Consider the following 25,749-nt stretch of genomic DNA (forward strand, 5'->3'; position numbering starts at 1 on the left):
GACAAAAACTGAAATTCTTTTTTTTTTGTCCGATATTAAAACTAACAATGCATTTAATGAATCCAAGGAGGATGGAAATATGCGTATTTCAGGAAATGCTAATATCGAAACAACTGTAACGAACAAAGCTAACTTAACAAGTAACGTTACTAATGAAGCACTAGAAAAGCAAGTGAGCGACAATACTGCTAGAAAAGAAACAGTTGTAGTAGAGCCGATGATGCAACTAAAAAATGGTGATGAAACGAAGGCAAAAGTCCAAGAGGCTGTTAATAAGATGAATGAGATGCTGGATGTAAATAACAGTACTTCTAAATTTATGTTCCACGAAGGACTGGAACGCTATTATGTGACGGTTGTGAATCGTGATACGGAGGAAGTTGTGAAGGAAATTCCTCCGAAAAAATTACTGGACGCTTTTTATGAAATGCAAAAAATGCTTGGTATGGTTGTTGACGAAAAAATTTAAGTAGTAAACTGAGGAGGAAATAATTATGGTTACGCGAGTTGGTGGATTAGCATCTGGTATGGATATCGATGCTTTAGTAGAAAAATTAATGAATGCTGAACGGATACCTTTAAATAAATTGACACAAAAGAAACAAACCTATGAATGGCAACGCGATGCTTATCGTGGTGTAAATACAAAATTAAAAACTTTTGATACGTATATTGCAGATAATTTAGTATTAAAATCCTTAAATTCTAAAACGGCTTCGACTTCAAATTCTAATCTTGTTAGTGCGACAGCAACAGGATCAGCAACAGGTTCACTTTCGATTGAAGGGGTTTCACAATTAGCAACTTCAGCACGGGCTGTAGGAAATCAAGTAAGTGCAGTTGGGTCAACAAAAATGAGTGACTTAATTGGTACTGGAACTAAAACAATCGAATTGAAGGCAATTAAAGCTGATGGGACAATGCCTTCTGAAGCAACGAAAATTGAAATCACTGATGGTATGACGGTTAATCAATTTGTGAGTAAGGTAAATGCGAGTAATGCGGGAGTATCAGCTGTATTTGAAAATGGTCGTTTCTCATTTACAGCTAAAAATTCCGGGGATAACAAAGCTGGGGAAGAAATTGAAGTTGTGAATGGAAGAGACGTGTTCACAAGTTTAGGTTTTTTTCAGCAAAAAGATGAGCAAGGTAATTTAATCGATAAATTTCAAACAACAGATGGAAAAAATGCGATTTTCCAAGTAAACGGCATAGCGACAGAGCGATCTTCTAATACCTTTAATCTTTCAGGATATAACGTTACATTAAAAGAGACGTTCAATTCCACTCAAACAATTGCCGACAAATATAAATCGGCACAAAAGGAAATGCAATTAGCGACAGAAAATGAAGCAAACAAAGCTATAGCTCTCGCAAATGCGCTTTCTGCCTATTATGGAAATGGTACAAGTGATACACCAAACTATACGAGCACACATAACAATATATACAATGCAGCATTTGGAAATACATTATCATTAACAGAACAAGCAGAATACCGTAAACTAACTACTTCAGACTGGAAAAACCTGACGGCTGAAGAATTTGAAACAATTAAATTGGCAAGCTCCAATAGTAAAGAAGATGTTATGGCTGCGATAGATGCAAGTAGTTTATCGGATGAATCGAAAACAAAACTAAAAGCGTTTTCTGCGGAAAAATTGTCAACAGTCTACAATACTTCGGAAAATGAATTTAGTCATTTTAAAGTACAGGCAAATTATGTTTCATTTGGCGGCTCAAAATTAAAGGATTTATCGGGTGATGCTATTACAGCTTTAAAAGGCTTAACAATCGATGAAACAACCGAATTAAGTGCAATTCGTACATCTATAGATGAAAATGAATATTTCTCTGATGAACTAAAGTCAGCTTTAAAGGCATTGGATAAAGAAACGCTTGCTTCACTACAAAATTTAGATGTGAATACATTGAATGAATATGTGGCAAAAGCGCAGTCCGAGGAATTAAAATCTCAATACAATAGATTGGGGGATGCAAAAATTTTAGAAGTGTTTGCAGATCCTTCAAAAGTTTCCTCATTAACAGAGGAACAACAAACAATTTGGAATGGCTTATCTGCAACTGAGCAAACAGCATTTAAAAATTTGGCAGACCAAAACCAATTACGTAATGCTTATCATACTGCCAAAGCTGAAGATATTGCGGCAGATGCACGATTGGCAAATGCAGAAAGTTCTTTAACAACGGCTAAAGCAGATGCTCAAAACGCAGGATTACTCAATGGGGACGGTACAGTTAATGATGATTTAGTGAATGCAGCACCATCAGCTCAACCGGTAACAATGACATCCACTACAAACGTAGACGATATGATGAATAAAATTAAAGAATTCGTTACGACTTATAATGGTCTAATTAAAGATTTAAATGACCAAACAAAAGAAACGAAATATCGTGATTATACGCCGCTGACAGCCGAGCAGAAAAAAGATATGGATGAAAATGAAATTAAGCTATGGGAAGAAAAAGCAAAAAGTGGTTTACTTCGCAATGATTCGGTAGTGCGTAATGGCTTATCGAATATGCGCTCACTTATTTACCAGTCGAATCCGGGCTTAGATGGCTCAAAATTTAATACATTATTTAATATCGGAATCACTACTTCTAAGAACTATAATGATGGCGGAACACTTGAAATTGATGAAGCGAAGTTAAGAAAAGCCATTGAGGAAGATTCAGATGCAGTAGAGAGATTATTTAAAAATAGTGGTGGGCAAAAATCAGATCCCGCTCATGGCGGTACAGATACTCGTGGATATCTTGAAAAACTACGTGAATCAATGAAATCATTAGAAGTCAATATAGAGAAAAAAGCGGGTCGTTCTACAATGACTGACGCGCAATATGCAATTGGTAAAAGCTTAATTGATAACGAGAAGCGAATTGATACATGGCAAAATAAATTGAAAAATATCGAAGCCCGCTACTGGAAACAATTCACAGCGATGGAGACAGCTATCAATAAAGCAAATCAACAGTCTTCAATGTTCATGCAAGGTTAATAGTCGGTGGTGAGTTCTATGGAAAATATACAGCAATTACTACAAGTTTCTGCAAAGCTTTATCAGCATTTGGCAGTCCTTCCCGAAGAAGAACTGAGAGATACTTATATTGAAAAAACAAATATCTTACTAGATGAGCGTGGTATCATCATGGGAAAGATGCAACAGGACGGTTTTAAAGTCGATATGCAGCAGAAATCCCACGCCATGCTTGCTGAGTTAGATAAAGGCATACGCGAGCGTTTAAATAAAGTCATGAAAGTAGTACAAACCGATTTAAAAGATTTACAAAATGCAAAAAAGCATGAGCAACAATATATGAATCCATATGCGAATGTCCAAGTTATGGATGGCCGCTATTATGATAAAAAGAATTAATACGAATAGCTGTAAAAGGAGTGTCAACATTGACAACACAAACAAATGCTTTCAACGCATACAAACAAAACAGTATGACAACTGCTTCCCCTGGTGAACTGACATTAATGTTATATAACGGGTGCTTAAAGTTTTTAAATAAAGCGAAGCAGGCAATTGCTGATAAAAATATAGAAGCGCGTAACTATAATATTCAGCGTTCGCAAGCAATTATTGGGGAATTTATGTCTACACTTAACATGGACATCGAAATTTCGAAACAAATGCTACCACTCTATGAATATATGAATCGTCGCTTGACGGAAGCAAACGTTCAAAATGATGCAGCAATTATCGAAGAAGTAGAGGGTCTAGTAACAGAATTCCGCGACACATGGAAAGAAGTTATCAAAATTACTCGTCAACAGCAATATGGTACTGTAGGACAAGTATAATTATCATAAATAAATCGAACCGTTATTAAAAAGACTAAATTCTTTTAATAGCGGTTTTTTCTTATAATATAAAGATATTTAATAGACTGTAGCGTATCGTTGAATATTCAATTAAATTTTTGTTAATTAAACTGATATTCAAGATTACTTTCACCGATATGTTTCATTCAGCACAGGCGGCATGCGCGGTAAACTTGGTGCGGGTATCAATCGTATTAACAAGCAAATGGATACTAAAATGTGAGAGTGTACTCCTAGGAGACGCTCTTTTTTATATTTCATTTTGTAAACTTTAAATTCCATAATATTCAAATAAATCTTGAAATTTATAGGTAATTATGTCTATAATGTAAATGATTAGGCGGTTAATATTTATATAATCATTTGGATGCTAACTTACTAAGAAAACTTTTTCAACGCAACTCCACGATATTCTCTAAATACAAACTTCCATATTTAAGCTAGCGTTCATGAATATTCAAAAGATAATATTGCCCCCCCTATACACAAAATAAATCCAATTTAAAATACTTTAAAATTACTGCTTTTAATTTTTTTATATTACTGTGAATTACATAATAGAGTGGCTTTTTACTTTACGGTAAAGGAGGTGGTGATTCATGTGAAAAGAGGAAGTTAAAAACCCCAAGTGCTCATCCTGATAAGAAAACACTTGAGGTCGGTCGTGCTGGAGTATACCAGCTTAATGTTAGTATACTCCTTTTCTTTTCAATTGATAACTATAATTTTTAAAAGGAGTATGAAAAAATGTATAAAAATTATCTATTAAATGCATGTGCTTTAGTACCTAAATTTGATCATTTTAACAACCCTTATACTATTATTGTTACTTCAAATGGATATGAACGAGTTGATTTAACACCTAGGCAATTAATTGATACAGAACTGAAAGAAAATGGTACAAGTTTAAAAGGAGCAAAGGAAGCAGCAAAAGCAATTCTTGGAAAGACTTCTGTACCTCCTATTTTTATACCGAGATCGCTCTTTCCTCATGTATGGTTTTCAACCGAATCCACTCGCAATGAATCGTGTTACTATTTCGCTTTACATCATGTTCAAAATGCAGAGAAAGTGCCCTCTTCGTCTGAGACAACTAGAGTAATACTTCGTGATGGGCGTGAATTCGAAGTTAAAGTATCACGAAGTAGATTTATTCAACGATGGAACAAAGCAAGCAGCTATTTTGCTCAGACTTTTTTTAACCAGTTTATTATTCAGCGTCGTTACTTGAAACCGGAAGAGAAACTAGTGTTGAAATGTGCAGAAGTAAATGAACCCTACTTAGTCGACTAAATCATATTAATATAGAGTTTGTATGTAAAGGAGGACTATATGCGGATTTTGAATTTTTATCTAGTGAATCATAATACAGTGGGCATGGTACCAATCGTTGCAGAAAACGGGAGATTATATACAGTTGTTTTTGAGCGTGAGCATATGGCAGTCGTCGGGAAGTCTCCTTCTATGTTAATACAGGAAAGCAAGCAATTTTATCGTAAGCCGCCGACCGGTTATTTACTGACACGTAAATGGGGAAGCATTGGTAACGTGAATGATAAGCAGGTACAGGCAAATTTTCAATTCACGAAAAAATATTTATAGTTATCCGCCCTTTTCACTCATCATTTGGTGAGTGTTTTTTTGTGGAGAGAAAAATATGATTTATACTGGATTTATAGTTATTTCGTAATGATTTTAAAGAAAAAACTTTTTTATAAATTAGCAATTAAGCACATAGACAGTTCCTGGTATTTTGCATGATAATGTGGGTATGGAAGATGTAGGAACGAAGGCAAGGAGGAAGGGAAATGGGATTTAAAAGAACTGAAGGGTTTCGCTTTACTTTTGGTGCGCCGATTGCAGCGAATTATACTGTCTTAATCGACGGCAAACAACAAACGAAGCACACATGCGAAATTATAGATGTGAGTCCGCATGGCATGAAAATGTTTTCTTCTCATGAAATTGGTGAAAATACTAATTATCTGGTGCAACTGGAACTTGAATTTATTTTAGACGAAGTATTGATAAAGGCAATTGGGGAAATTGTATGGAAAAAGAAATACGGTGGAAAATATCAGTATGGTCTCATTTTTGAGAACCAGCCAGGCATTGAAGAATTGATCGTCAGTGAGTTGAAAATTCGCCGTAAAAAAGAGGTTAGCCGAAAGTAATCGTTTCCGGACCAATTTAAAGTGCCCCGGCAGTTTGTCTATTCTTATCGATATTTAAAGCTACATGTCGAAAAATGAAAAAAGTTTTCAGAAGCAACAGGAGATTTTTAAAGTATGTAGAATTAGTAAGTATAGCCGTAATGAAGGAGGAGTTCACATGCTAAACTTTAACATTCGTGGTGAAAATATCGAGGTAACTCCAGCGATTCGAGATTATGTGGAGACAAAAATTGAAAAGGTAGAACGTTATTTTAATGAAGATTTAAATGCAAATGCTAACGTCAATCTAAAAGTTTATAATGATAAACAAACAAAAGTAGAAGTAACTATTCCAATGAAGAATTTAACGCTTCGAGCAGAGGAGCGCCATAATGATATGTATGCTGCTGTTGATTTGATCGTCGACAAGCTTGAGCGTCAAATCCGTAAACATAAAACGAAAGTAAATCGTAAATTCCGCGATCGCGAAGGTACAGGACTATACTTCGCAAATGTGACATCGCAATTGGAAGCGAACTCGGAGTCATCCGATGAAGAATATACAATTGTTCGTACAAAACAATTTGACCTGAAACCGATGGATCAAGAAGAAGCAATTTTGCAGATGAACATGCTTGGCCATGATTTCTTTATTTTCACAGATGCTGAAACAGACAGTAAAAATATCGTCTATAAGCGTAATGACGGAAAGTACGGCTTAATCGAAACGAACTAAATGAACTAGCACAAACGGATTGCCTGTAATGGGTAGTCCGTTTTTATATAGGGCCGTGAATGTTTAATATGAACGGTTATTAAGCGACACTATGTTTTAAGAACTTCCTAAATGATCTATTCTATACTCATATTTCCAACAGTCTATTTGCACCACCCCTATATATAATGCTAAAATATAATTTGAGACTATTATTGGGAAGTGACCAATTCGATGGCAAACATATTAAATAAATTATTTGATTTCAATAAAAAAGAAGTAAAGCGTTTAGAAAAGACTGCAGATAAAGTAGAAGCATTAGCAGGGCAGTTTGAAAGCCTTTCTGATGATGCATTAAAAGCGAAGACTGAAGAGTTCAAAAATCGTTACCAAAATGGCGAGACAGTAGAAAATTTATTACCAGAGGCATTTGCGACAATTCGTGAAGCATCTCGTCGTGTGTTGGGCATGTACCCGTTCCGTGTGCAAATTATGGGGGCGGCTGCATTAAATGAAGGAAATATTGCCGAGATGAAAACGGGTGAAGGTAAAACGTTAACTTCGACAATGTCCGTTTATTTAAATGCACTTACTGGTAAAGGAGTACATGTTGTTACAGTCAATGAATATTTAGCAAGCCGTGACGCGACGGAAATGGGCGAGCTGTATAACTGGTTAGGCTTAACAGTAGGTTTGAACTTGAACAGCCTATCAAAAGAACAAAAGCGTGAAGCTTATGCAGCCGATATTACATATTCGACGAACAATGAGCTCGGCTTTGACTATTTGCGCGACAATATGGTCCTTTATAAAGAAGATCGTGTACAGCGACCACTCTATTATGCGGTAATCGATGAGGTTGACTCGATTTTAATCGATGAAGCTCGAACACCGTTAATCATTTCGGGTCAGGCAGGAAAATCTGCACAGCTTTATGTGCAATCAAATGCCTTCGTCCGTATGCTAAAACAAGAAGAGGATTACAACTATGAAGAATCGACAAAAGGTGTAACGCTGACAGAGCAAGGGATTGAAAAGGCTGAGCGTGCATTTGGCATTGACAACTTATTTGATTTAGCTCATGTGCGCTTAAACCATGCGATTAACCAAAGCTTAAAAGCACATGCATCGATGCATAAAGATGTCGACTATGTTGTACAAGAGGGCGAAGTCGTAATCGTTGATGGCTTTACAGGTCGTTTAATGAAAGGTCGTCGCTATTCAGATGGTCTTCACCAGGCGATTGAAGCTAAAGAAGGCTTGGATATTCAAAATGAATCAATGACAATGGCAACAGTTACGTTCCAAAACTATTTCCGTATGTACGAGAAACTGTCGGGTATGACAGGTACAGCGAAAACAGAGGAAGAGGAATTCCGTAATATTTATAATATGAATGTTGTGGCTATTCCAACGAATAAACCAATTGCCCGTGATGACCGTCCTGACCTGATTTTTGCAACGATGGAAGGTAAGTTTAGAGCGGTTGCGGAAGATATTGCAGAGCGTCATCGTGCAGGCCAGCCGGTATTAGTCGGTACAGTAGCCATTGAAACATCAGAAATCATTTCAAAATATTTAACGAAATTTAAAATACCGCATAATGTATTAAACGCGAAAAACCATGAGCGTGAAGCGGAAATCATTTTAAATGCCGGTCAAAAAGGTGCTGTAACGATTGCTACGAACATGGCTGGTCGTGGTACGGACATTAAACCGGGTGAAGGTGTATTGGAAGTAGGCGGTTTGGCTGTAATTGGTACAGAGCGTCATGAATCACGCCGTATTGATAATCAGCTTCGTGGTCGTTCTGGTCGTCAAGGGAATCCAGGGGTAACGCAATTCTATCTTTCTTTGGAAGATGAGTTAATGCGTCGCTTCGGTTCTGATAAGATGAAATCGATGATGACAAGACTAGGTATGGACGATACACAGCCGATCCAATCGGGAATGGTTTCAAAAGCAGTTGAGTCAGCACAAAAACGCGTTGAAGGAAATAACTTCGATGCGCGTAAACGTCTATTGCAATATGATGATGTACTACGCCAGCAACGTGAAGTAATTTACAAAGAGCGTGAAGAAGTACTTGATTCAGAAAATATGCGTGCTTTAGTGGAATCAATGATTTCACAGGCGATTGAAAATGCTGTAGCCCTTCATACACAAGGGGAAGAAGATGCTTGGACAATTGATGCATTAGTAGACTATATCGCTGCAAATCTCCTAGATGAGGGCGATATTACGAAAGAGCAGCTTGAAAACAAATCTCCTGAGGAAATGATTGCATTCATCTCTGAAAAAGTGACGGAACGCTATAACGAAAAAGAAGAAGCGATGACGCCAGAGCGTATGCGCGAATTCGAGAAAGTAATTTTACTTCGTTCAATCGACACTAAATGGATTGACCATATTGATGCGATGGACCAATTACGACAAGGTATTCACCTACGTGCATACGGTCAAAACGATCCATTGCGTGAATACCAGCAAGAAGGCTTCGCAATGTTCGAGGACATGGTCGCAGCGGTACGTGAAGATGTAGCGAAGTATGCATTAAAAGCAGAAATCCGCAGCAACCTGCAACGTGAAGAAGTAGCAAAAGGCCAAGCAGTAAACCCGAAAGAAGAGGGTGCTGCCAAACCGAAAAAAATGCCAGCACGTAAAGCCGAAAATATCGGACGCAACGACCCATGCCCATGCGGAAGCGGCAAAAAATACAAATCCTGCCATGGCGTAGGACAATAACAAAGCAATAAAACCGAGGTCATTGAAACTATGCTCAATGACCCGGTTTGTTTTTTGATAAAGTTTGTTTACAAAATTATGTTGTAAGTAAATATTTGTACTTAGTGTTAAGCAAGTTGATTGAAGTGGAGGGCGAGGACTCCTGCGGGAACAGCACGACGCTCGAGACTACAGGCTCGAGCCGTGCCCGCGGAAAGCATTCGCCCGCAACGGAAATCAACGGTATATCAAGATGACATTTGTACACTTTAACTACGGAGGAAAATATATGATGGAATTAGCAGATGTGCGCAATGCACTCGAAAATACAGCTACAAAACTAGCGGACTTCAGGGGGTCTCTTTGACTTAGAAAACAAAGAGGCACGTATTCAGGAATTAGACGAAATGATGCTTGAACCAAACTTTTGGAATGACCAAAACGGCGCACAGGCAATCATTAACGAAAGCAATGGCATTAAAGCAGTTGTCAACGAATTCAAAGACTTAGTTGATACACAAGAAAACCTGGAAATGACGCTTGAGCTTTTACGCGAAGAACCAGATGCAGAATTACAGGAAGAGCTAGGCACAGAACTAGCCGAATTCCAATCGAAAATGGCAGACTTTGAACTACAAATGCTTTTATCAGAACCATACGATAAAAACAACGCCATTTTAGAACTACACCCAGGAGCGGGTGGAACAGAATCACAAGACTGGGGTTCAATGCTATTACGTATGTACACACGCTGGGCAGAAAAGCGCGGCTTTAAAGTAACTACAATTGACTATTTACCAGGTGATGAAGCAGGTATTAAATCGGTAACACTACAAATTACCGGACATAATGCTTACGGTTATTTAAAGGCGGAAAAAGGGGTACACCGTTTAGTACGTATTTCTCCGTTTGATTCATCTGGTCGTCGTCACACATCGTTCGTATCATGTGACATCATGCCAGAATTTAATGATGAAATTGAGATTGATATCCGTACAGAAGATTTAAAAGTCGATACGTACCGTGCGACAGGTGCAGGTGGACAGCATATTAATACGACGGACTCTGCTGTTCGTATTACACATCTTCCATCAGGTGTTGTTGTTCAATGTCAATCCGAGCGTTCACAAATTAAAAACCGTGATGCTGCGATGAAAATGTTAAAGTCTAAGTTGTATCAATTAGAAATTGAAAAGCAGCAGGCTCAGCTGGATGAAATTCGTGGTGAGCAAAAAGAAATCGGTTGGGGTTCACAAATTCGTTCATATGTTTTCCACCCATATTCAATGGTAAAAGATCACCGTACAAGTGCTGAAACAGGAAATGTCAGTGCTGTAATGGACGGAGATTTAGATTTATTCATTACTGCATATTTACGTTCGAAAATCTCATATTAATATGTCCCTCTCTGACAAACAGTAGAAGCCATATTATATTACGTAGAAAGGCTGTGTTAAAAGTCAAATTGACTTTTAACACAGCCTTTTCATTATAATGAAAATTTAAGCTAGGTAATTATTTTCCACTTGTCAAAAATAAAAAAATATGTGAAAATAAATACGAACAAACGTTCTTATAATGGAGGTTTTCTTATGGTGCAAATTCCTTCTAAAACGATTCCGTACTACGAAGCAGGAATTTATTTGCCGTTGTTATTAATAATTCTTGAGAAGGATTATTCAATTGTAGAACAAAGCCCGTTTAAATTTAAAAATCCATATTTACATTTAATCAATGCTGTACGTACCAAGGTAAAATATGACTTAAAAGAAACGAAGGACTATTTTAAACTTCATCAGATGCGTCTAGTAAGAGGCGAAACGGATGATATGTTTACCGAGTATCATTTTTATTTTAATGGAGTCATGGAGTGTAGGAGATATTCGAATATTCGCCTTCGTAATCATAGCGAGATGCTTCTTGCGGAATATTTTGCAAAAAGCTGATGGTTACAGCGTGGCATGGCGATGTAGAATAAGGTGTTTATAGAACATGGCAGCACGTACGTATTGTTGGTTAAACGATTTCATATGGATAGCGAACTCAACCTCTGTTCCGTCTATAAAAGTTACGCGTGTTTTATCACCCGCATCACTAATATTAATGACAGGGTTTAGTGCTATCCAAATATTATGAGGGGATTGCGGTGAAAAGAGCGGAAACAATACACAAGGCTCCCCAAAATCGTATGCCACCATAACCGGCAGTTTATGTTTATTCTCCCCAAAAAACTTCCTTGCCTGATATTTGCTCGCTTCATAGGAACTGCCGTGCAACCTGCATGTGTTGCGAACGAGCTTTAAAGGCTTATAAGGTGCGGTTACTTTTCCGTATTTGTCCAATATTATCGTATGGATTTTATCCCGATACTGATAGGAACTTAAACAAAAAGTTGAATTAGAAATAATATAATTTGAATTTTGTGGTATATTACTAGTCATATTAGATCCCCTTTCTTTAACATTCCCTACCCGCTTAAATTTCCACTATACAGTTAAAATAATACAATAAATGGGAAAAATCAACACCGTATTCTGAAAATTTGGTCATATGATAATTTTTCAGAATATATTGCAAATTAAATGTGTTTTACTTTATAATGGAAAAAAGAGGTCGAGGTGATATCGATGGATAAATATTATTCTTATACAGACTTTTTAAAAGCGGTAGGTCAGCAGTCCACTGAAAATCAAGCGGAGAAGTTATTGAATGAAATTTATTTAGATTTATTTATTAGTCGATTACAGCGTATGCAACGTATCGAACAACTAAAATTACTTATCGATACATCGCTAGATCAAAAGAACGAAAAGGCATTTGAATGCTACACAACAGAATTGAACGATTTATTGGCAATCACTGTTTCTTAACAAAGAAGTCACCTTATGATAGGTGGCTTTTTTGTGTGTTTAAAAAGTTTGCTTTAGAAACAGGATTTAATAATCTAATAAAATACAAAAATTTTCAAATAAATAGGATATTTTTTCTAATAAGTGTGGAAGACTTTCGAATAACCCTTTCCAAAGTGCAAATTATCCATCCTAATGCATTTTGGGAATATATGTTCGCAATTTTATCGTAAATTAAAAACGGGTATGTTAAAATAGAGAATAAGAAAAGCGACAGAAAGGACAAGCTGAAAATGACAGAAACTTATAAAATACAGTCCGCCTACAAGCCTGCCGGTGACCAGCCGGAAGCGATTAAACAGCTTGTACAAGGCATTAAAGAAGGAAAACGCCATCAGACATTGCTGGGGGCAACTGGTACAGGTAAAACCTTTACAATTTCAAATGTAATTAAAGAAGTGAATAAGCCAACGCTCGTGATGGCACACAATAAAACACTTGCAGGTCAATTATATAGTGAGTTCAAGGAGTTTTTTCCGGACAATGCAGTTGAATATTTCGTAAGTTATTATGATTATTTCCAACCGGAAGCGTATGTACCGCAAACCGATACGTATATTGAAAAGGATTCAAGTATTAATGAAGAAATCGATAAGCTACGTCACTCGGCCACAACGGCTTTGTTTGAACGGGATGATGTTATTATAATTGCTTCAGTATCCTGTATATATGGTCTCGGTAATCCTGAAGAATATCGTGAAATGGTTGTATCCATTCGTACAGGGATGGAACTCGAGCGTAATCAGCTATTGCGCAAGCTGGTAGACATTCAATATGAACGAAATGATATTAACTTTACACGTGGTACGTTTCGAGTGCGTGGGGATGTTGTGGAAATTTTCCCGGCATCTAGAGACGAGCATTGTATTCGTGTTGAGTTTTTCGGTGATGAGGTTGATCGGATTCGGGAAGTCGATGCATTAACAGGTGAAATTTTGGGAGACCGTCAGCATGTTGCCATTTTCCCTGCATCCCACTTCGTTACCCGTGAAGAAAAGATGAAGGTCGCCATTGAAAATATTGAAAAGGAACTGGAGGAGCGTCTTGCAATATTACGCTCGGAAGACCGTTTACTAGAGGCGCAGCGTTTAGAGCAGCGTACAAATTATGATTTGGAAATGATGAAGGAAATGGGCTTCTGCTCAGGCATTGAAAACTATTCGCGCCATTTAACATTGCGTGAAGCAGGGGCTACACCATATACATTACTAGATTATTTCCCTAAGGACTTTTTGCTTGTTGTTGATGAAAGTCATGTTACTTTGCCGCAAGTACGTGGTATGTATAATGGAGACCAGGCTCGTAAAGGCGTATTAGTTGAGCATGGCTTCCGTTTGCCGTCTGCACTTGATAACCGTCCGTTAATGTTCGATGAGTTCCAGTCAAAAGTTAGCCAGGCAATTTATGTATCTGCAACACCAGGTCCATACGAGTTAGAGCATACACCGGAAATGGTGGAACAAATTATTCGTCCAACAGGGCTGCTCGATCCAACAATCGATGTACGTCCTATTGAAGGACAGATTGATGATTTAATCGATGAAATTCATGAACGTATCCGTCGTAATGAACGGACATTAATTACAACTTTAACTAAAAAAATGTCTGAAGATTTATCGAGTTATTTAAAAGAAATGAGCTTAAAAGTCGAATACTTGCACTCGGAAATCAAGACATTGGAACGAATCGAAATTATCCGTGAACTTCGTAAAGGGACCTATGATGTGCTGATCGGCATTAACTTATTACGGGAAGGTCTCGATATTCCGGAAGTTTCCCTTGTCGCAATTCTCGATGCGGACAAGGAAGGCTTCCTTCGTTCAGAGCGTTCATTAATTCAAACAATTGGACGGGCTGCACGTAACTCGAATGGTCATGTTATTTTATATGCCAATAATATGACGGATTCGATGACAAAGGCCATCAGTGAAACGAAGCGACGCCGTGAAATACAAAAGGCTTACAACGAAGAGCATGGTATTACACCAAAGACTATTATTAAAAAGATTCCTGAAATAATCCGGGCAACTCAAGCTGCGGAACAGGAAGAAACATACATTACAAAAGTGACAGGCGGCAAAAAGCTTACAAAAAAAGAGCTGGAGAAGCTTGTTGCAACTTTGCAAGTTGAAATGAAAGAAGCCGCAAAAGGATTAGACTTTGAACGTGCGGCAGAATTACGTGACATGATATTTGAATTAAAGTCAGAAGGGTGAACAATGTGAAAAATACAGAAATTGTCGTACAAGGTGCACGCGCGCATAATTTAAAAAATATTGATGTCACAATTCCCCGCGATAAAATTGTCGTAGTGACAGGTCTTTCAGGATCCGGGAAATCTTCTTTAGCATTCGATACAATTTATGCTGAAGGGCAACGTCGTTATGTGGAATCATTGTCTGCCTATGCACGACAATTTTTAGGGCAAATGGACAAGCCGGATGTCGATACGATTGAAGGGCTTTCCCCAGCCATTTCCATTGATCAGAAAACAACGAGCCGTAACCCGCGTTCTACTGTTGGGACGGTTACGGAAATTTATGATTATTTACGATTACTTTTTGCACGGATCGGTAAACCATATTGCCCGACACATGGTATAGAAATTACATCCCAGACAATCGAGCAAATGGTGGATCGTTTACTGGAATATCCAGAGCGTACTAAAATGCAGTTACTTGCCCCTGTTATTGAAGGAAAAAAAGGAACGCATGTAAAGCTGTTGGAAGATCTGAAAAAGCAAGGTTATGTCCGCATTCGATTAAATGGGGAACTTCGTGATTTAGATGACAATATTGAGCTCGATAAAAATAAAAAGCACACAATTGAAGTAGTAGTCGACCGTATTGTTCTAAAAGAGGGGATTGAATCACGATTAAGCGATTCCCTTGAAGCAGCTCTGAAAATTGCAGGTGGACGGGTATTGGTTGATGTAATGGAGCATGAGGAGCTGTTATTCAGTGAACATCATGCCTGTCCTCTATGCGGCTTTTCAATTGGTGAACTTGAGCCGCGCATGTTCTCGTTCAACAGTCCGTTCGGTGCATGCCCAACATGTGATGGGCTTGGCAGCAGAGCTAAGGCTGATCTAGATTTGGTTATTTATAATTGGGATTTAACATTGAATGAAAATGCGATTGCCCCATGGGAATCTGTTTCTTCGAATTATTATCCGCAGCTTTTGGCATCTGTATGCAAGCATTTTGATATTCCAATGGATGTACCGGTAAAGGATATTCCAAAGGAAAAAATGGATAAAATTTTATACGGTTCAGGCAAAGAGAAAATCCTTTTTGAATATACAAATGATTATGGCAGAATGCATAAAAAAAATATGGAGTTTGAAGGAGTAATCGGCAATATCGAGCGCCGTTTTACCGAGTCCTCTTCAGACTATGTGCGCGAATCGATGCAAAAATATATGACGGAGCAGCCTTGTGCTACATGTAAGGGGCATCGTCTGAAAAAAGAAACGCTGGCAGTGAAAATTAAAGATCAAAATATTTCTGAAGCGACGCGTCACTCGATTCAGGAAATGTATGATTTCTTTAGTTCGGTGGAGCTGACAGAAAAAGAACGTCAAATTGCAAAATTAATTATTCGTGAAGTAATTGAGCGATTGAAGTTCCTATTGGATGTAGGGTTAAACTATTTAACGCTTGCTCGTTCGGCAGGAACATTATCGGGTGGAGAAGCACAGCGTATTCGGTTGGCAACCCAGATTGGTTCGCGCTTGTCAGGGGTCCTCTACATTTTAGATGAGCCATCGATTGGGCTGCACCAGAGGGATAATGACAGATTGATTCATACACTGGAAAATATGCGTGATTTGGGCAATACATTAATCATTGTCGAACATGATGAAGATACGATGATGGCAGCGGATCATCTAATTGATATCGGACCAGGTGCTGGTGTACATGGTGGGCAAATTATTGCGCAAGGGACACCGAAGCAAGTCATGAAAAATAAAGAATCAATTACCGGACAGTATTTAAGTGGTAAGAAATTTATTCCATTGCCGCTTGAACGTCGTAAAGCGGATGACCGAAAAATTACGATTAAAGGCGCTTCGGAAAATAACTTGAAAAACGTCAATATCGATATTCCATTAGGTCAGTTTATTGCAGTTACCGGTGTTTCTGGCTCAGGCAAATCGACATTAGTAAATGAGATATTATATAAAGCACTCGCTTCAAAATTAAATCGTGCAAAAGTAAAGCCTGGCAAACACAAATCAATCGAAGGGTTGGAGCAGCTGGAGAAGGTTATTGATGTGGATCAGTCACCAATCGGACGTACACCACGTTCAAACCCGGCAACCTACATTGGTGTATTTGATGATATTCGCGATGTATTTGCGATGACGAATGAAGCGAAAATCCGAGGCTATAAAAAAGGACGATTTTCTTTCAATGTAAAAGGCGGACGTTGTGAAGCTTGTCGCGGGGATGGCATTATTAAAATCGAGATGCACTTTTTACCGGATGTTTACGTACCATGTGAAATATGCCACGGAAAGCGCTACAATCGCGAAACGTTGGAAGTGAAATATAAAGATAAAAATATATCTGATATTTTGGAAATGACCGTTGAGGATGCGTTGGAATTTTTCGGGAACATACCGAAAATTCAACGGAAATTACAGACGATTGTCGATGTAGGGCTGGGGTATGTGAAGCTCGGCCAGCCTGCTACAACATTATCCGGCGGGGAAGCACAACGTGTGAAATTGGCTTCTGAATTGCATCGCCGTTCAAACGGAAAGTCATTTTATATTTTGGATGAGCCAACGACAGGGTTACATGCGGATGATATTTCACGTCTGCTAATCGTACTCCAACGTTTAGTTGAAAATGGAGAGTCAGTCCTTGTCATTGAACATAATTTAGATGTAATTAAGACCGCAGACTATATTATCGACCTAGGTCCTGAAGGTGGCGAAGGTGGAGGCACGATTTTAGCAACCGGCACACCAGAGGAAATTGCGGAAGTGAAGGAAAGCTATACGGGGCGCTATTTAAAGCCTATTTTAGAGCGTGACCGCGAGCGTATGTCCTCGAAAATTAGCGCAGCAAAAAGCAAATAGATTAAAAAACTGAGAGCGCAAACGAAACTTTTTCTCCTCCCTCCTCGTATAATAACTATATACGAAGCAGAGGGAGGAATTTTTATATGCAAGAAGAACGTAAACGTATTTTACAGCTAGTTGAAAACGGTACAATTTCAGCAGAAGAGGCGATTGTATTATTCGAAAAGCTTTCGTCACAAAAGGAATCCACTCCACAGCCAGTAGTTCCAACTTTTGAAAAGCAAAAGGAAGAACCACATAAGGCAGACCCAATTTTTGAAGAACAAAAACAGAAGCGTAAGACAACAGGGTTTGAAGATATTTTCGGCAAATCATTCAACGATAAAGAATTCACTAAAAAGATGGACGAGTTTATGGGAGATATTAAGCAGGACTTATCGCAATTCAGCACACGTATGACTGGAATGGTTGGTGCAGCTTTATCGAAATTTAAGGATCTTGATATTGAAACGCCTTTTGGTGAAAAAGTAGAATTTACTAAAACGTTTGCATATCCTATCTCCGATATTAAAAGCATTGAGTTAGAGGTCGCAAATGGTAAAGTCGATGTAGTAAGAGCAACAGACGAATTGGTGACAGTGAACATTTTTGGCAAAACGCCGCAAAAAGGTACACAGGAAGAAACAATTTCGCAAGTTACTGAAAACTTATCGACATTGACGAATGATAAATTGTTTATTCAATCTGCAAATAAATTTACACAGTTAAATGTGCAACTTGCTATTCCAGAAAAACATTACGATGTATTTATCGCCCGATTATTAACAGGTAGTATATCGATTGAACAGATGGATGCAAAATTAATTAAAGCCCGTACGTATAACGGTATCGTTCGACTTGAAAACGTAACTTTCGATCATGCAGAATTGCAAGCGAGCAATGGTACGGTAGAAGCACGTCATGTAAAAGGCGACGATTTAGAAGTGGAAACAGCAAATGGACGCATCTACATCGACGGAGAATTAAAGGAAGTAGAAGCAGAATCTGTAAATGGACATGTTGTCATTACAACTACAAGCTCAGAGGCACACAAAATTAAAGCCCGTGCTTTAGCAGGTTCAGTAGAAATCTATGTACCAAAAACGGTTGCACTTGAAGGACAAATTTTCACAAACTTCGGGAAAGCAGACGTTGGCTTGAACGATGTGAAGCTTTCTGAAGAAGAGGAGCAATTCCTTTCAAAATCGCTGCGCTTCACAAAAGAATTGGAAGGCGCGAAACTACTGAAATTAGTAGGTGAATCACGTACTGGTACGGTATTAGTACGCTATACACTGCAATAATATAGAAGACTGAAGGGGTGCTTACTTATATAAGTAAGTGCCTTTTGTCTGTTCAAAAAGAATAGACGGAGTAATTCTGATTTTTAACACCCTCAAAAAGTTAAGTCTCTCACCCTTATAAAAAGTTCCGCTAAAACAACCCTACTTCATAAAAATCCAAATTTCATCAATATATGTAAAGGAATTCCATTTTATATGTCGAATTACTTGAATAATGGGAAGTTTATATTATATTAATAAAATTTCGTAGTTTAACAAATATATTACGAAAACATAAAAAATGTTTATATCACACGAAGAAACAAAACTTATTTAATAAAATGAAGGTTGTAGTGTCGACATTATACTTTATATACTTATAGTAGCCTACATTGAAAAGAAAATGTAATAAAATTATAGATTGAAAGTGCTATAATAGTTAAGACTATAATTTAATTAAGACAAAGACTTAGGTGGTTTCGTTAATGATTCAAATGAACAATGTAGTTAAAAAGTATCCTAATGGGGTCGTTGCGGCGAACGGGATTACAGTTCAAATAAAAAAAGGTGAGTTTGTTTATGTAGTAGGACCGAGTGGAGCAGGAAAATCGACATTTATAAAGTTGATGTACCGCGAGGAGAAGCCAACTTCAGGTGATGTATTAATTAACGGGATTAACTTAAGAACGTTAAAAGACAACCGTGTGCCTCATTTACGCCGTCAGCTCGGGGTGGTGTTTCAGGACTTTAAATTATTACCGCGCTTAACGGTATACGAAAATGTAGCGTTTGCTATGGAAGTAATCGAAGAGCAGCCGAAAGTGATCCGCAAACGAGTAATGGAAGTGCTTGAACTTGTTGGGTTAAAGCATAAAGTACGTATGCTACCAAATGAGCTCTCCGGTGGGGAGCAGCAACGGGTGGCGATTGCCCGTTCCATCGTAAATCGTCCGAAAGTAATGATTGCGGACGAGCCTACAGGGAATCTCGATCCGGAAACATCTTGGGAGATTATGAATATTTTTGAGGAAATTAATCGCCAAGGTACGACGATTGTAATGGCTACACATAACCGGGAAATTGTAAACACAGTGCGTAGACGCGTTATTGCAATTGAAGGCGGAATGATCGTCCGTGATGAGTACGGAGGTGATTACGGCTATGAAAACTAGAACAATTGCACGTCACTTCCGCGAAAGTTTCAAATCATTAGGGCGAAATAGTTGGATGACATTGGCATCCATCAGTGCCGTAACAGTAACATTATTATTGGTAGGCGTATTTGCAGCCATTATGATGAATTTAAACAAAGTGGCATCAGATTTAGAAAATGATGTTGAAATTCGTGTATTAATAGAAATTATTCCCGATGAGGCAGAAGCTAAACTTGCTGAAGAACAGTTAGTTGACGAAATTCACAATCTACCAGATGTTGAAGAAGTTACATATTCTTCGAAGGAAGAAGAGTTAAGTAAGTTAATTAAAGACTTTGGTGATGAATTAAGTTTATTTGAACAAAACAATCCATTATATAATGTGCTATACGTAAAAGCGGTCGATCCATTAAAAACTGCTGAAGTAGCAAAGAAGATTGAAAGCTTTGAAAGCACATATGAAGTGAAATATGGTGAAGGTAAAGTAGAAAAACTATTTAACTTCTTAGAAATTGCACGTAATGTAGGTCTTGTGTTAATCTTAGGTTTGCTGTTTACAGCGATGTTCCTAATTTCCAATACGATTCGCATTACGATTACTGCACGTAGAGATGAAATAGAAATTATGAAACTTGTAGGGGCTACAAATTCTTTTGTTCGCATTCCATTTGTGTTAGAGGGAATGTGGCTAGGAATCATTGGATCTATCATTCCTATAACAGCCGTTACGATTGCTTATTACAATATTTATGAATTACTTGCACCAAGATTAAAAGGCGAGTTGTTCCAATTATTAGAGGTTGCACCACTTATGCTGCAGGTGAATGGACTAATTTTATTCATCGGCATGTTCATCGGTATATGGGGCAGCTTTATGTCAGTGCGTAAGTTTTTAAAAGTGTAATATAACATAAATTGCATCATGCTCTTTGAAAGATCAACAAAAGAGAGACGAAACGAGCGACTACTATTCATGCATTTAGGGGGAAACAGGTTTTGAAGAAGCTAACAACGCGTTCATTTAAAATCATTGCTGTACTACTAGCGCTTATTTTATTTATTCAAATGCCGGCAGCTTATGCAGCATCATTAAGTGAACTAAAAAAAGAGCGCAGCCAACTTGAAGCTGAGAAAAAGATGCTCAACAAATCACTCGAACAAAAAACAAATGAAATTCAAACAAATCAAAATCGTCAGCAGAAAATTATTTCTCAATTAGAGCAAATTGGGGCAAAGATTAATGCAAAGAATCAAGAAATTGAAGTTGTCGAATTGGATATCGAAATTGCAAATGAAGAAATTTCGATATTGGAAGATGAAATAAAAGAATTACAAGATAAAATTAAGAAGCGTGACGAACTATTGCGTGAGCGTGCCCGTGCAATTCAATCAAGTGGTACGGTAAGTTATTTAGATGTACTCCTAGGTGCTAATAGTTTTGTAGATTTTATTGATCGTTTCTCTGCTGTAAGTACCCTTATGGATGCTGACCGTCAAATTATGCGTGAGCAAAAGGAAGACCAGGAAAAGCTGGAAGTCCAAAAAGTAGAGCTACTAAAGAAAAAAGAGAATTTAGAAGCGAATAAGGCGAAACTGCAAAAACTAATGGCGTCATTAAAGGAACAAAAGAGAGAAAAAAATCAATTAGTAGCTGAGCTTGAAAAAGAAGAAGCAAAATTACGTGCTCAAAAAACATCGTTAAAAGAAGAATACGATGATAAAGTAGAGTTAAGTAAAGAAGTAGAAGAGAAATTCCTTAAAGAACAGGCTCGATTAGCTGAAATTGCACGACAAAAAGCTTTAGAAGCTAAAAGAAATAAAAAGAAAAATAACAGTAATGTTTCAAGCTCTGGAAATTTACCAACTGTTGCAGCTGGTACTTGGACAAGACCAGCAGCTGGGCGATTTACTTCAGGCTTCGGCTCACGTGATATCGGGCCAATCGGAAGTAAAAATCACTTAGGAATCGATATTGCAAATTCAATCGGTACACCGGTTGTTGCAGCAGCTGATGGTGTTGTTTCTTATGCAGGAACAATGAATGGCTATGGGAATGTAGTGATGGTAACCCACTCAATCGAAGGCCAAATTTTCACGACAACATATGCCCATTTAAGCGGCTTTAATTCAAGTGTTGGTGATGTTGTTTCGAAGGGGCAGCAAATTGCTCGATTAGGTAATACCGGAAACTCAACTGGACCACATTTACATTTTGAAATTCATGTTGGCGAATGGAATGGCAGCCGTTCAAATGCAGTAAATCCATTACGATATATATCATTATAAATATGAAAGGCAAAACTTTATTTGTTAAAGTTTTGCCTTTTAATTTTGAATAAATTCCATAAAGGTATGATATTGTACTAATAGGAAGAAATAGTGAGGTGAGGTTGATGAAAAAGAATATAGGTATCGTTATAATTTTAGTTCTCGTCGTTACGATGCTAAGTACATATATAAAAAAGGAACTCGATAAAAGTACAGCGATCAGCAGTGAGGAATTAGGAACAGAAATTGAATTAGGGGAGGAAATTGGACTTGAAAAAGGACAATTTGCACCTGATTTTACTTTATATAATATACAGGGAGAACCGGTGACCCTTTCAGATTTACGTGGGAAAAAGGTCGTACTTAATTTCTGGGCAACTTGGTGTCCACCCTGTGAGGCAGAAATGCCCCATATGCAAAAGTACTATGAGAAATACCGCGAAACAGACAATGTTGAAATTGTCGGTGTCAATGTTACGTATCACAGGGAAAAGATTGAACGTGTCGAGCAGTTTTTGAAAAGCTATGATATAACATTTCCAATTGTTTTGGAATTGGAGGAAACAGTGTCCCGCCAATATGAACTTTTAACACTTCCATCAACCTTTATGATTGATGCAGAGGGGAAAATTCAAAAGACAATTGTAGGTCCGCTTGATTTAGATACATTACGAGAAAATGTGACACAATTAAATTAATTCATGTTCTATCCGTCTTTGTAAGTATGAATCTTTCTTTCGCTTCATAAATTTTATGGAACGGAGGAGAATTTGTGCGGAAAAGTCGGATTTTTTTATTAATTATTTTATTGCTATGTATAGGGGTAGGTGTCTATTGGGCATTGAAAATGCAGACACAGCCAAAAGTTGAACAGGCAGATTTTGCTGTGGTGAATGAACTGCACAAGTTAATAACGAGCGAGTCAGTTTATGATATTGATTCCGAAAAAATAGTGGAAGGCGCACTTCGCGGAATGGCCAATGCAATTAATGACCCATATAGCACATATTATTCGGAGCAAGAGGCGGCATTACATAAACAGACGCTCGCAAGTGAACGGATTGGAATCGGTCTGGAACTATCAGAAGCGAATGGAAAGTTTATCGTCGTAGCACCAATTAAATCTTCACCGGCAGAAAAAGCAGGGATCAGGCCATTGGATGAGCTTGTACAGATCAATGAGGTACGACTTGAAGGGAAAACGATGGGGGAAGTACGTAAGCTCATGCATGGTAAGGAAGGGGAAAGTGTGGAGCTCGTATTGTATCGACCTGAGCTAGAGCAACATGTAAAGCTAAGTATAAAAAGGGAACGCTTGAAAAATGATACTGTGCAAGGAGATGTAATTGAAGTAGAAGGAACGAAAATTGGATACATGACTATTTCGATGTTTGGTGAAAAAACTGCCGATGAATGGCAAAAATCTCTTGATGCATTAATTGAGCAGGATGTAGAAGGGTTAATCATTGATGTGCGTGACAATCCAGGTGGCTATTTACATAGTGTTGCACAAATGATGAGCATGTTTGAGCAAAAGGAAGTCGTATTTGCTTATATGCAAAACCATGATGGTGTAACAGAGCCACTGAAAACGAAGAAAATTGAACAGTTTGAACCCTATGCAAAATGGCTACGATCAACGCCAGTCACGATTCTACAAAATGAGGGAAGTGCCTCTGCAAGTGAAGTGTTTGCAGGTGCGCTGCAAGATTGGAAACGAGCAGTTATTATTGGCGTCACAAGTTTTGGGAAAGGGACTGTTCAGCAAACATGGGATCTACAAAATGGCGGAGAAGTGAAATTATCGACGAATAAATGGCTTACACCGTCCAAGCGCTGGGTACATGATGTTGGTGTGGATCCAGATGTAGAAGTGACTCAACACCCACTATACCGTGTAGAAACGAAAATACTGAGAGGTCGTTTTGAAGTAGGGGAGTATAGTGAAGAAGTTGCCTATAGTCAGCGGATTTTAAGTGAATTGGGCTTTACTATAAGTCGTACCGATGGATTTTTCGATATGGATACAGCACAGGAAGTAGCAAGCTTTAGAAGACAACAAGATTTGCCTGAAGGGCGTCATATGGATGAAGTTTTCTTCGCAGAACTAACGAAACAGCTTGAAACATTTAAACAATCACAGGTAAATGATATGCAATTGCAGATGGCGATTAGTTATGTAATGCATCAATTGGAATGATGTAATAATGTGATGCTCTTATAGAAAGAAAAAAGAATATCGGTATATGTAAGACGACCTCGAAATTGTTTATTTCAGGTCGTCTTTATTTTATTATCGGTACAAATGGGACTACGCATAATCAATAGGATTTGATACAATTAATTGTACGGTAGGTGAGAAAATGGATGAAACAATTTTAATTGAAATTTTGAAAGGGATTGGCCGACTTTTTATAAATCCTTTGATGTATATCGCTATAATATCTGCAATTTATTTAGGATACCGCAGAGTGAAACGTGAACGGCGATTCTTCAATAGGCGTATATTAGGTGGCTGGTCCGAGTTGAAAAATATGCTAGTAATGGGGTTTGTACTTTCCGTCATTATTTCCGTTTTTAGTCTTGTCATTGGCTTAACGGTCTCACTCGAATTATTAACTGTTGTTTTTGTTGTAAGTCTCGTAGCATTAATTATTTATACTTATCATTTATTGTCACCGGCTATTGTAATGGCAATCGCTTTTTGTATGCTTGCTATTATGCAATGGCAAAATTGGACGTATTCTATCGGTCCGCTTGAATTGAATGGCACGGATGCAGTAACAAATCTTGTCATGACAGTACCAATATTGACAGGTCTTTTATTAATGGCGGAAGGAATATTGATTCGACGCTATGGGGGACGTTTTGCCTCTCCTATTATGGAGACGACTAAGCGCGGATTAAACGGTATCGGTTATTACAGTAAACAGCTTTGGGTATTGCCTGTATTTACAATAATACCAGGTGATGGGATTCAAAGTTTTGCTCCATTTTGGCCGCAGTTTACAGTGGGTGCTGAGCAGTTTTCACTCATTGTCTTCCCATTTATAATTGGTTTCCAGCAAATGGTTCGTCAAAAGCTGCCGATGAACGTTTATCCTCAAATGGGGCGTTCGATAGTCATGATTGGTCAATTTGTATTGATAGTCGGATTAACTGCCTATTTTTCGCCTGTATTAGGTGCAGCAGCATTGGCATTAGGAGCAATTTCGCGGACGGTTATAGGGATTTATTACAGCCGTGCCGAAGACCGTAATAGCTATGCTGTAATGCGTAGTGATAGAGGTGTTATGATTGCAGGGATTTTACCGAATTCGCCGGCAGAAAAAATGGGCCTCTTGGCAGGAGAAGTAATAAAGCGTGTGAATGGACAAGATGTTTATACAGAAGAAGATTTATATAAAGCGCTGCAAATTAATGCAGCCCATTGTCGTCTGGAAGTGCTGGATCATGCCGGTGAGTTGCGTTTAGCTCAACATGTTGTACATCGGGATGATAATTATAAAATTGGACTTTTGGTAGTGAACTAGATTATAGAAGGCAAAGAATCCCGTGAACACGGGGTTCTTTTTTTAAGGTTACATAGAATAATTTATGTTACTATAAAAGT

Annotated in this window: 22 protein-coding genes; 21 read left to right on the forward strand and 1 reads right to left on the reverse strand. The window is 38.0% G+C overall.

What is annotated here, in order from left to right; genetic code table 11:
• Nucleotides 1-79: 79 nt before the first annotated feature.
• The 11 genes from MKY13_RS03275 (at nt 80) to MKY13_RS03325 (ending at nt 11,397) form a co-directional block, all read left to right on the forward strand.
• A complete protein-coding gene (locus MKY13_RS03275; protein ID WP_339215293.1) occupies nt 80-469 on the forward strand; it encodes a flagellar protein FlaG in 390 nt (129 codons plus the stop codon).
• A 25-nt stretch (nt 470-494) separates the two neighbouring features.
• Nucleotides 495-3,026, forward strand: a complete 2,532-nt coding sequence (gene fliD / locus MKY13_RS03280; protein ID WP_339215295.1) for a flagellar filament capping protein FliD — start codon at nt 495-497, stop codon at nt 3,024-3,026.
• Nucleotides 3,027-3,044: 18 nt separating this feature from the next.
• Nucleotides 3,045-3,404, forward strand: coding sequence for a flagellar protein FliT (locus tag MKY13_RS03285; protein ID WP_339215297.1), 360 nt, complete (start codon nt 3,045-3,047; stop codon nt 3,402-3,404).
• Between the two features lie 29 nt (nt 3,405-3,433).
• A complete protein-coding gene (gene fliS, locus MKY13_RS03290; protein ID WP_339215299.1) occupies nt 3,434-3,838 on the forward strand; it encodes a flagellar export chaperone FliS in 405 nt (134 codons plus the stop codon).
• Between the two features lie 768 nt (nt 3,839-4,606).
• Nucleotides 4,607-5,152, forward strand: coding sequence for a competence protein ComK (locus MKY13_RS03295; RefSeq protein WP_339215301.1), 546 nt, complete (start codon nt 4,607-4,609; stop codon nt 5,150-5,152).
• A 39-nt stretch (nt 5,153-5,191) separates the two neighbouring features.
• Nucleotides 5,192-5,461, forward strand: coding sequence for a competence protein ComK (locus MKY13_RS03300; protein ID WP_339215303.1), 270 nt, complete (start codon nt 5,192-5,194; stop codon nt 5,459-5,461).
• Between the two features lie 206 nt (nt 5,462-5,667).
• Nucleotides 5,668-6,033 (forward strand): PilZ domain-containing protein, encoded by a 366-nt coding sequence (locus MKY13_RS03305; RefSeq protein WP_339215305.1) that lies wholly within the window; start codon nt 5,668-5,670, stop codon nt 6,031-6,033.
• Between the two features lie 157 nt (nt 6,034-6,190).
• Nucleotides 6,191-6,748 (forward strand): ribosome-associated translation inhibitor RaiA, encoded by a 558-nt coding sequence (gene raiA / locus MKY13_RS03310; protein WP_191698652.1) that lies wholly within the window; start codon nt 6,191-6,193, stop codon nt 6,746-6,748.
• A 213-nt stretch (nt 6,749-6,961) separates the two neighbouring features.
• Complete coding sequence (gene secA, locus MKY13_RS03315) at nt 6,962-9,472, forward strand: preprotein translocase subunit SecA (protein WP_339215308.1); 2,511 nt, start codon at nt 6,962-6,964, stop codon at nt 9,470-9,472.
• A 271-nt stretch (nt 9,473-9,743) separates the two neighbouring features.
• Nucleotides 9,744-10,848, forward strand: a protein-coding gene (gene prfB / locus MKY13_RS03320) for a peptide chain release factor 2 (protein WP_191698753.1) whose coding sequence is annotated in 2 segments (ribosomal slippage) — nt 9,744-9,815 and nt 9,817-10,848 — 1,104 coding nt in all. Because the reading frame shifts where the segments join, the coding sequence is not laid out codon by codon here.
• 195 nt (nt 10,849-11,043) lie between these two features.
• Complete coding sequence (locus tag MKY13_RS03325; protein WP_191698650.1) at nt 11,044-11,397, forward strand: hypothetical protein; 354 nt, start codon at nt 11,044-11,046, stop codon at nt 11,395-11,397.
• A gap of 3 nt (nt 11,398-11,400) precedes the next feature.
• On the opposite strand, the gene MKY13_RS03330 is transcribed toward MKY13_RS03325, so the two are convergent.
• Nucleotides 11,401-11,892: a competence protein ComK gene (locus MKY13_RS03330; RefSeq protein WP_191698649.1), complete on the reverse strand. Its 492-nt coding sequence runs from the start codon at nt 11,890-11,892 to the stop codon at nt 11,401-11,403.
• Nucleotides 11,893-12,078: 186 nt separating this feature from the next.
• Between MKY13_RS03330 and MKY13_RS03335 the strand changes: the two genes are divergently transcribed.
• From MKY13_RS03335 to MKY13_RS03380, 10 genes are all read left to right on the forward strand, one after another.
• Nucleotides 12,079-12,321, forward strand: a complete 243-nt coding sequence (locus MKY13_RS03335) for an IDEAL domain-containing protein (RefSeq protein WP_191698648.1) — start codon at nt 12,079-12,081, stop codon at nt 12,319-12,321.
• A gap of 272 nt (nt 12,322-12,593) precedes the next feature.
• A complete protein-coding gene (gene uvrB / locus MKY13_RS03340; RefSeq protein WP_339215311.1) occupies nt 12,594-14,576 on the forward strand; it encodes an excinuclease ABC subunit UvrB in 1,983 nt (660 codons plus the stop codon).
• A 5-nt stretch (nt 14,577-14,581) separates the two neighbouring features.
• A complete protein-coding gene (uvrA, locus tag MKY13_RS03345; RefSeq protein ID WP_191698646.1) occupies nt 14,582-17,449 on the forward strand; it encodes an excinuclease ABC subunit UvrA in 2,868 nt (955 codons plus the stop codon).
• Between the two features lie 86 nt (nt 17,450-17,535).
• The gene (locus MKY13_RS03350) at nt 17,536-18,735 is read left to right on the forward strand and encodes a DUF4097 family beta strand repeat-containing protein (RefSeq protein WP_191698645.1); all 1,200 of its coding nucleotides are present in this window, start codon (nt 17,536-17,538) and stop codon (nt 18,733-18,735) included.
• A 464-nt stretch (nt 18,736-19,199) separates the two neighbouring features.
• A complete protein-coding gene (gene ftsE, locus MKY13_RS03355; RefSeq protein ID WP_191698644.1) occupies nt 19,200-19,886 on the forward strand; it encodes a cell division ATP-binding protein FtsE in 687 nt (228 codons plus the stop codon).
• On the forward strand, nt 19,876-20,772 hold the full coding sequence (ftsX, locus tag MKY13_RS03360) for a permease-like cell division protein FtsX (RefSeq protein WP_191698643.1): 897 nt from the start codon (nt 19,876-19,878) through the stop codon (nt 20,770-20,772). Before ftsE ends, ftsX begins: the two co-directional genes overlap by 11 nt.
• Nucleotides 20,773-20,864: 92 nt before the next feature.
• Complete coding sequence (locus tag MKY13_RS03365) at nt 20,865-22,154, forward strand: peptidoglycan DD-metalloendopeptidase family protein (RefSeq protein ID WP_339215314.1); 1,290 nt, start codon at nt 20,865-20,867, stop codon at nt 22,152-22,154.
• 107 nt (nt 22,155-22,261) lie between these two features.
• Nucleotides 22,262-22,834 carry a TlpA disulfide reductase family protein gene (locus MKY13_RS03370; RefSeq protein ID WP_339215316.1) on the forward strand — a complete coding sequence of 191 codons (573 nt, stop codon included), beginning with the start codon at nt 22,262-22,264 and terminating at the stop codon, nt 22,832-22,834.
• A 74-nt stretch (nt 22,835-22,908) separates the two neighbouring features.
• Nucleotides 22,909-24,336 carry a S41 family peptidase gene (locus MKY13_RS03375; protein WP_339215318.1) on the forward strand — a complete coding sequence of 476 codons (1,428 nt, stop codon included), beginning with the start codon at nt 22,909-22,911 and terminating at the stop codon, nt 24,334-24,336.
• A gap of 163 nt (nt 24,337-24,499) precedes the next feature.
• Nucleotides 24,500-25,669, forward strand: a complete 1,170-nt coding sequence (locus tag MKY13_RS03380; RefSeq protein ID WP_339215320.1) for a PDZ domain-containing protein — start codon at nt 24,500-24,502, stop codon at nt 25,667-25,669.
• The last annotated feature ends 80 nt before the right edge of the window (nt 25,670-25,749 follow it).

Origin of the sequence: Solibacillus sp. FSL W8-0372 (genome assembly GCF_037969735.1) — a bacterium.
In the GTDB taxonomy this organism is placed as follows: Bacteria; Bacillota; Bacilli; order Bacillales_A; family Planococcaceae; genus Solibacillus; species Solibacillus faecavium.

Coding starts and splice junctions, on each gene's coding strand:
- MKY13_RS03275 (WP_339215293.1), top strand. CDS start 80: ATGCGTATTTCAGGAAATGCTAATATCGAAACAACTGTAACGAACAAA.
- fliD (WP_339215295.1), top strand. CDS start 495: ATGGTTACGCGAGTTGGTGGATTAGCATCTGGTATGGATATCGATGCT.
- MKY13_RS03285 (WP_339215297.1), top strand. CDS start 3,045: ATGGAAAATATACAGCAATTACTACAAGTTTCTGCAAAGCTTTATCAG.
- MKY13_RS03295 (WP_339215301.1), top strand. CDS start 4,607: ATGTATAAAAATTATCTATTAAATGCATGTGCTTTAGTACCTAAATTT.
- MKY13_RS03300 (WP_339215303.1), top strand. CDS start 5,192: ATGCGGATTTTGAATTTTTATCTAGTGAATCATAATACAGTGGGCATG.
- MKY13_RS03305 (WP_339215305.1), top strand. CDS start 5,668: ATGGGATTTAAAAGAACTGAAGGGTTTCGCTTTACTTTTGGTGCGCCG.
- raiA (WP_191698652.1), top strand. CDS start 6,191: ATGCTAAACTTTAACATTCGTGGTGAAAATATCGAGGTAACTCCAGCG.
- secA (WP_339215308.1), top strand. CDS start 6,962: ATGGCAAACATATTAAATAAATTATTTGATTTCAATAAAAAAGAAGTA.
- MKY13_RS03325 (WP_191698650.1), top strand. CDS start 11,044: ATGGTGCAAATTCCTTCTAAAACGATTCCGTACTACGAAGCAGGAATT.
- MKY13_RS03330 (WP_191698649.1), bottom strand. CDS start 11,892: ATGACTAGTAATATACCACAAAATTCAAATTATATTATTTCTAATTCA.
- MKY13_RS03335 (WP_191698648.1), top strand. CDS start 12,079: ATGGATAAATATTATTCTTATACAGACTTTTTAAAAGCGGTAGGTCAG.
- uvrB (WP_339215311.1), top strand. CDS start 12,594: ATGACAGAAACTTATAAAATACAGTCCGCCTACAAGCCTGCCGGTGAC.
- MKY13_RS03350 (WP_191698645.1), top strand. CDS start 17,536: ATGCAAGAAGAACGTAAACGTATTTTACAGCTAGTTGAAAACGGTACA.
- ftsE (WP_191698644.1), top strand. CDS start 19,200: ATGATTCAAATGAACAATGTAGTTAAAAAGTATCCTAATGGGGTCGTT.
- ftsX (WP_191698643.1), top strand. CDS start 19,876: ATGAAAACTAGAACAATTGCACGTCACTTCCGCGAAAGTTTCAAATCA.
- MKY13_RS03370 (WP_339215316.1), top strand. CDS start 22,262: ATGAAAAAGAATATAGGTATCGTTATAATTTTAGTTCTCGTCGTTACG.
- MKY13_RS03380 (WP_339215320.1), top strand. CDS start 24,500: ATGGATGAAACAATTTTAATTGAAATTTTGAAAGGGATTGGCCGACTT.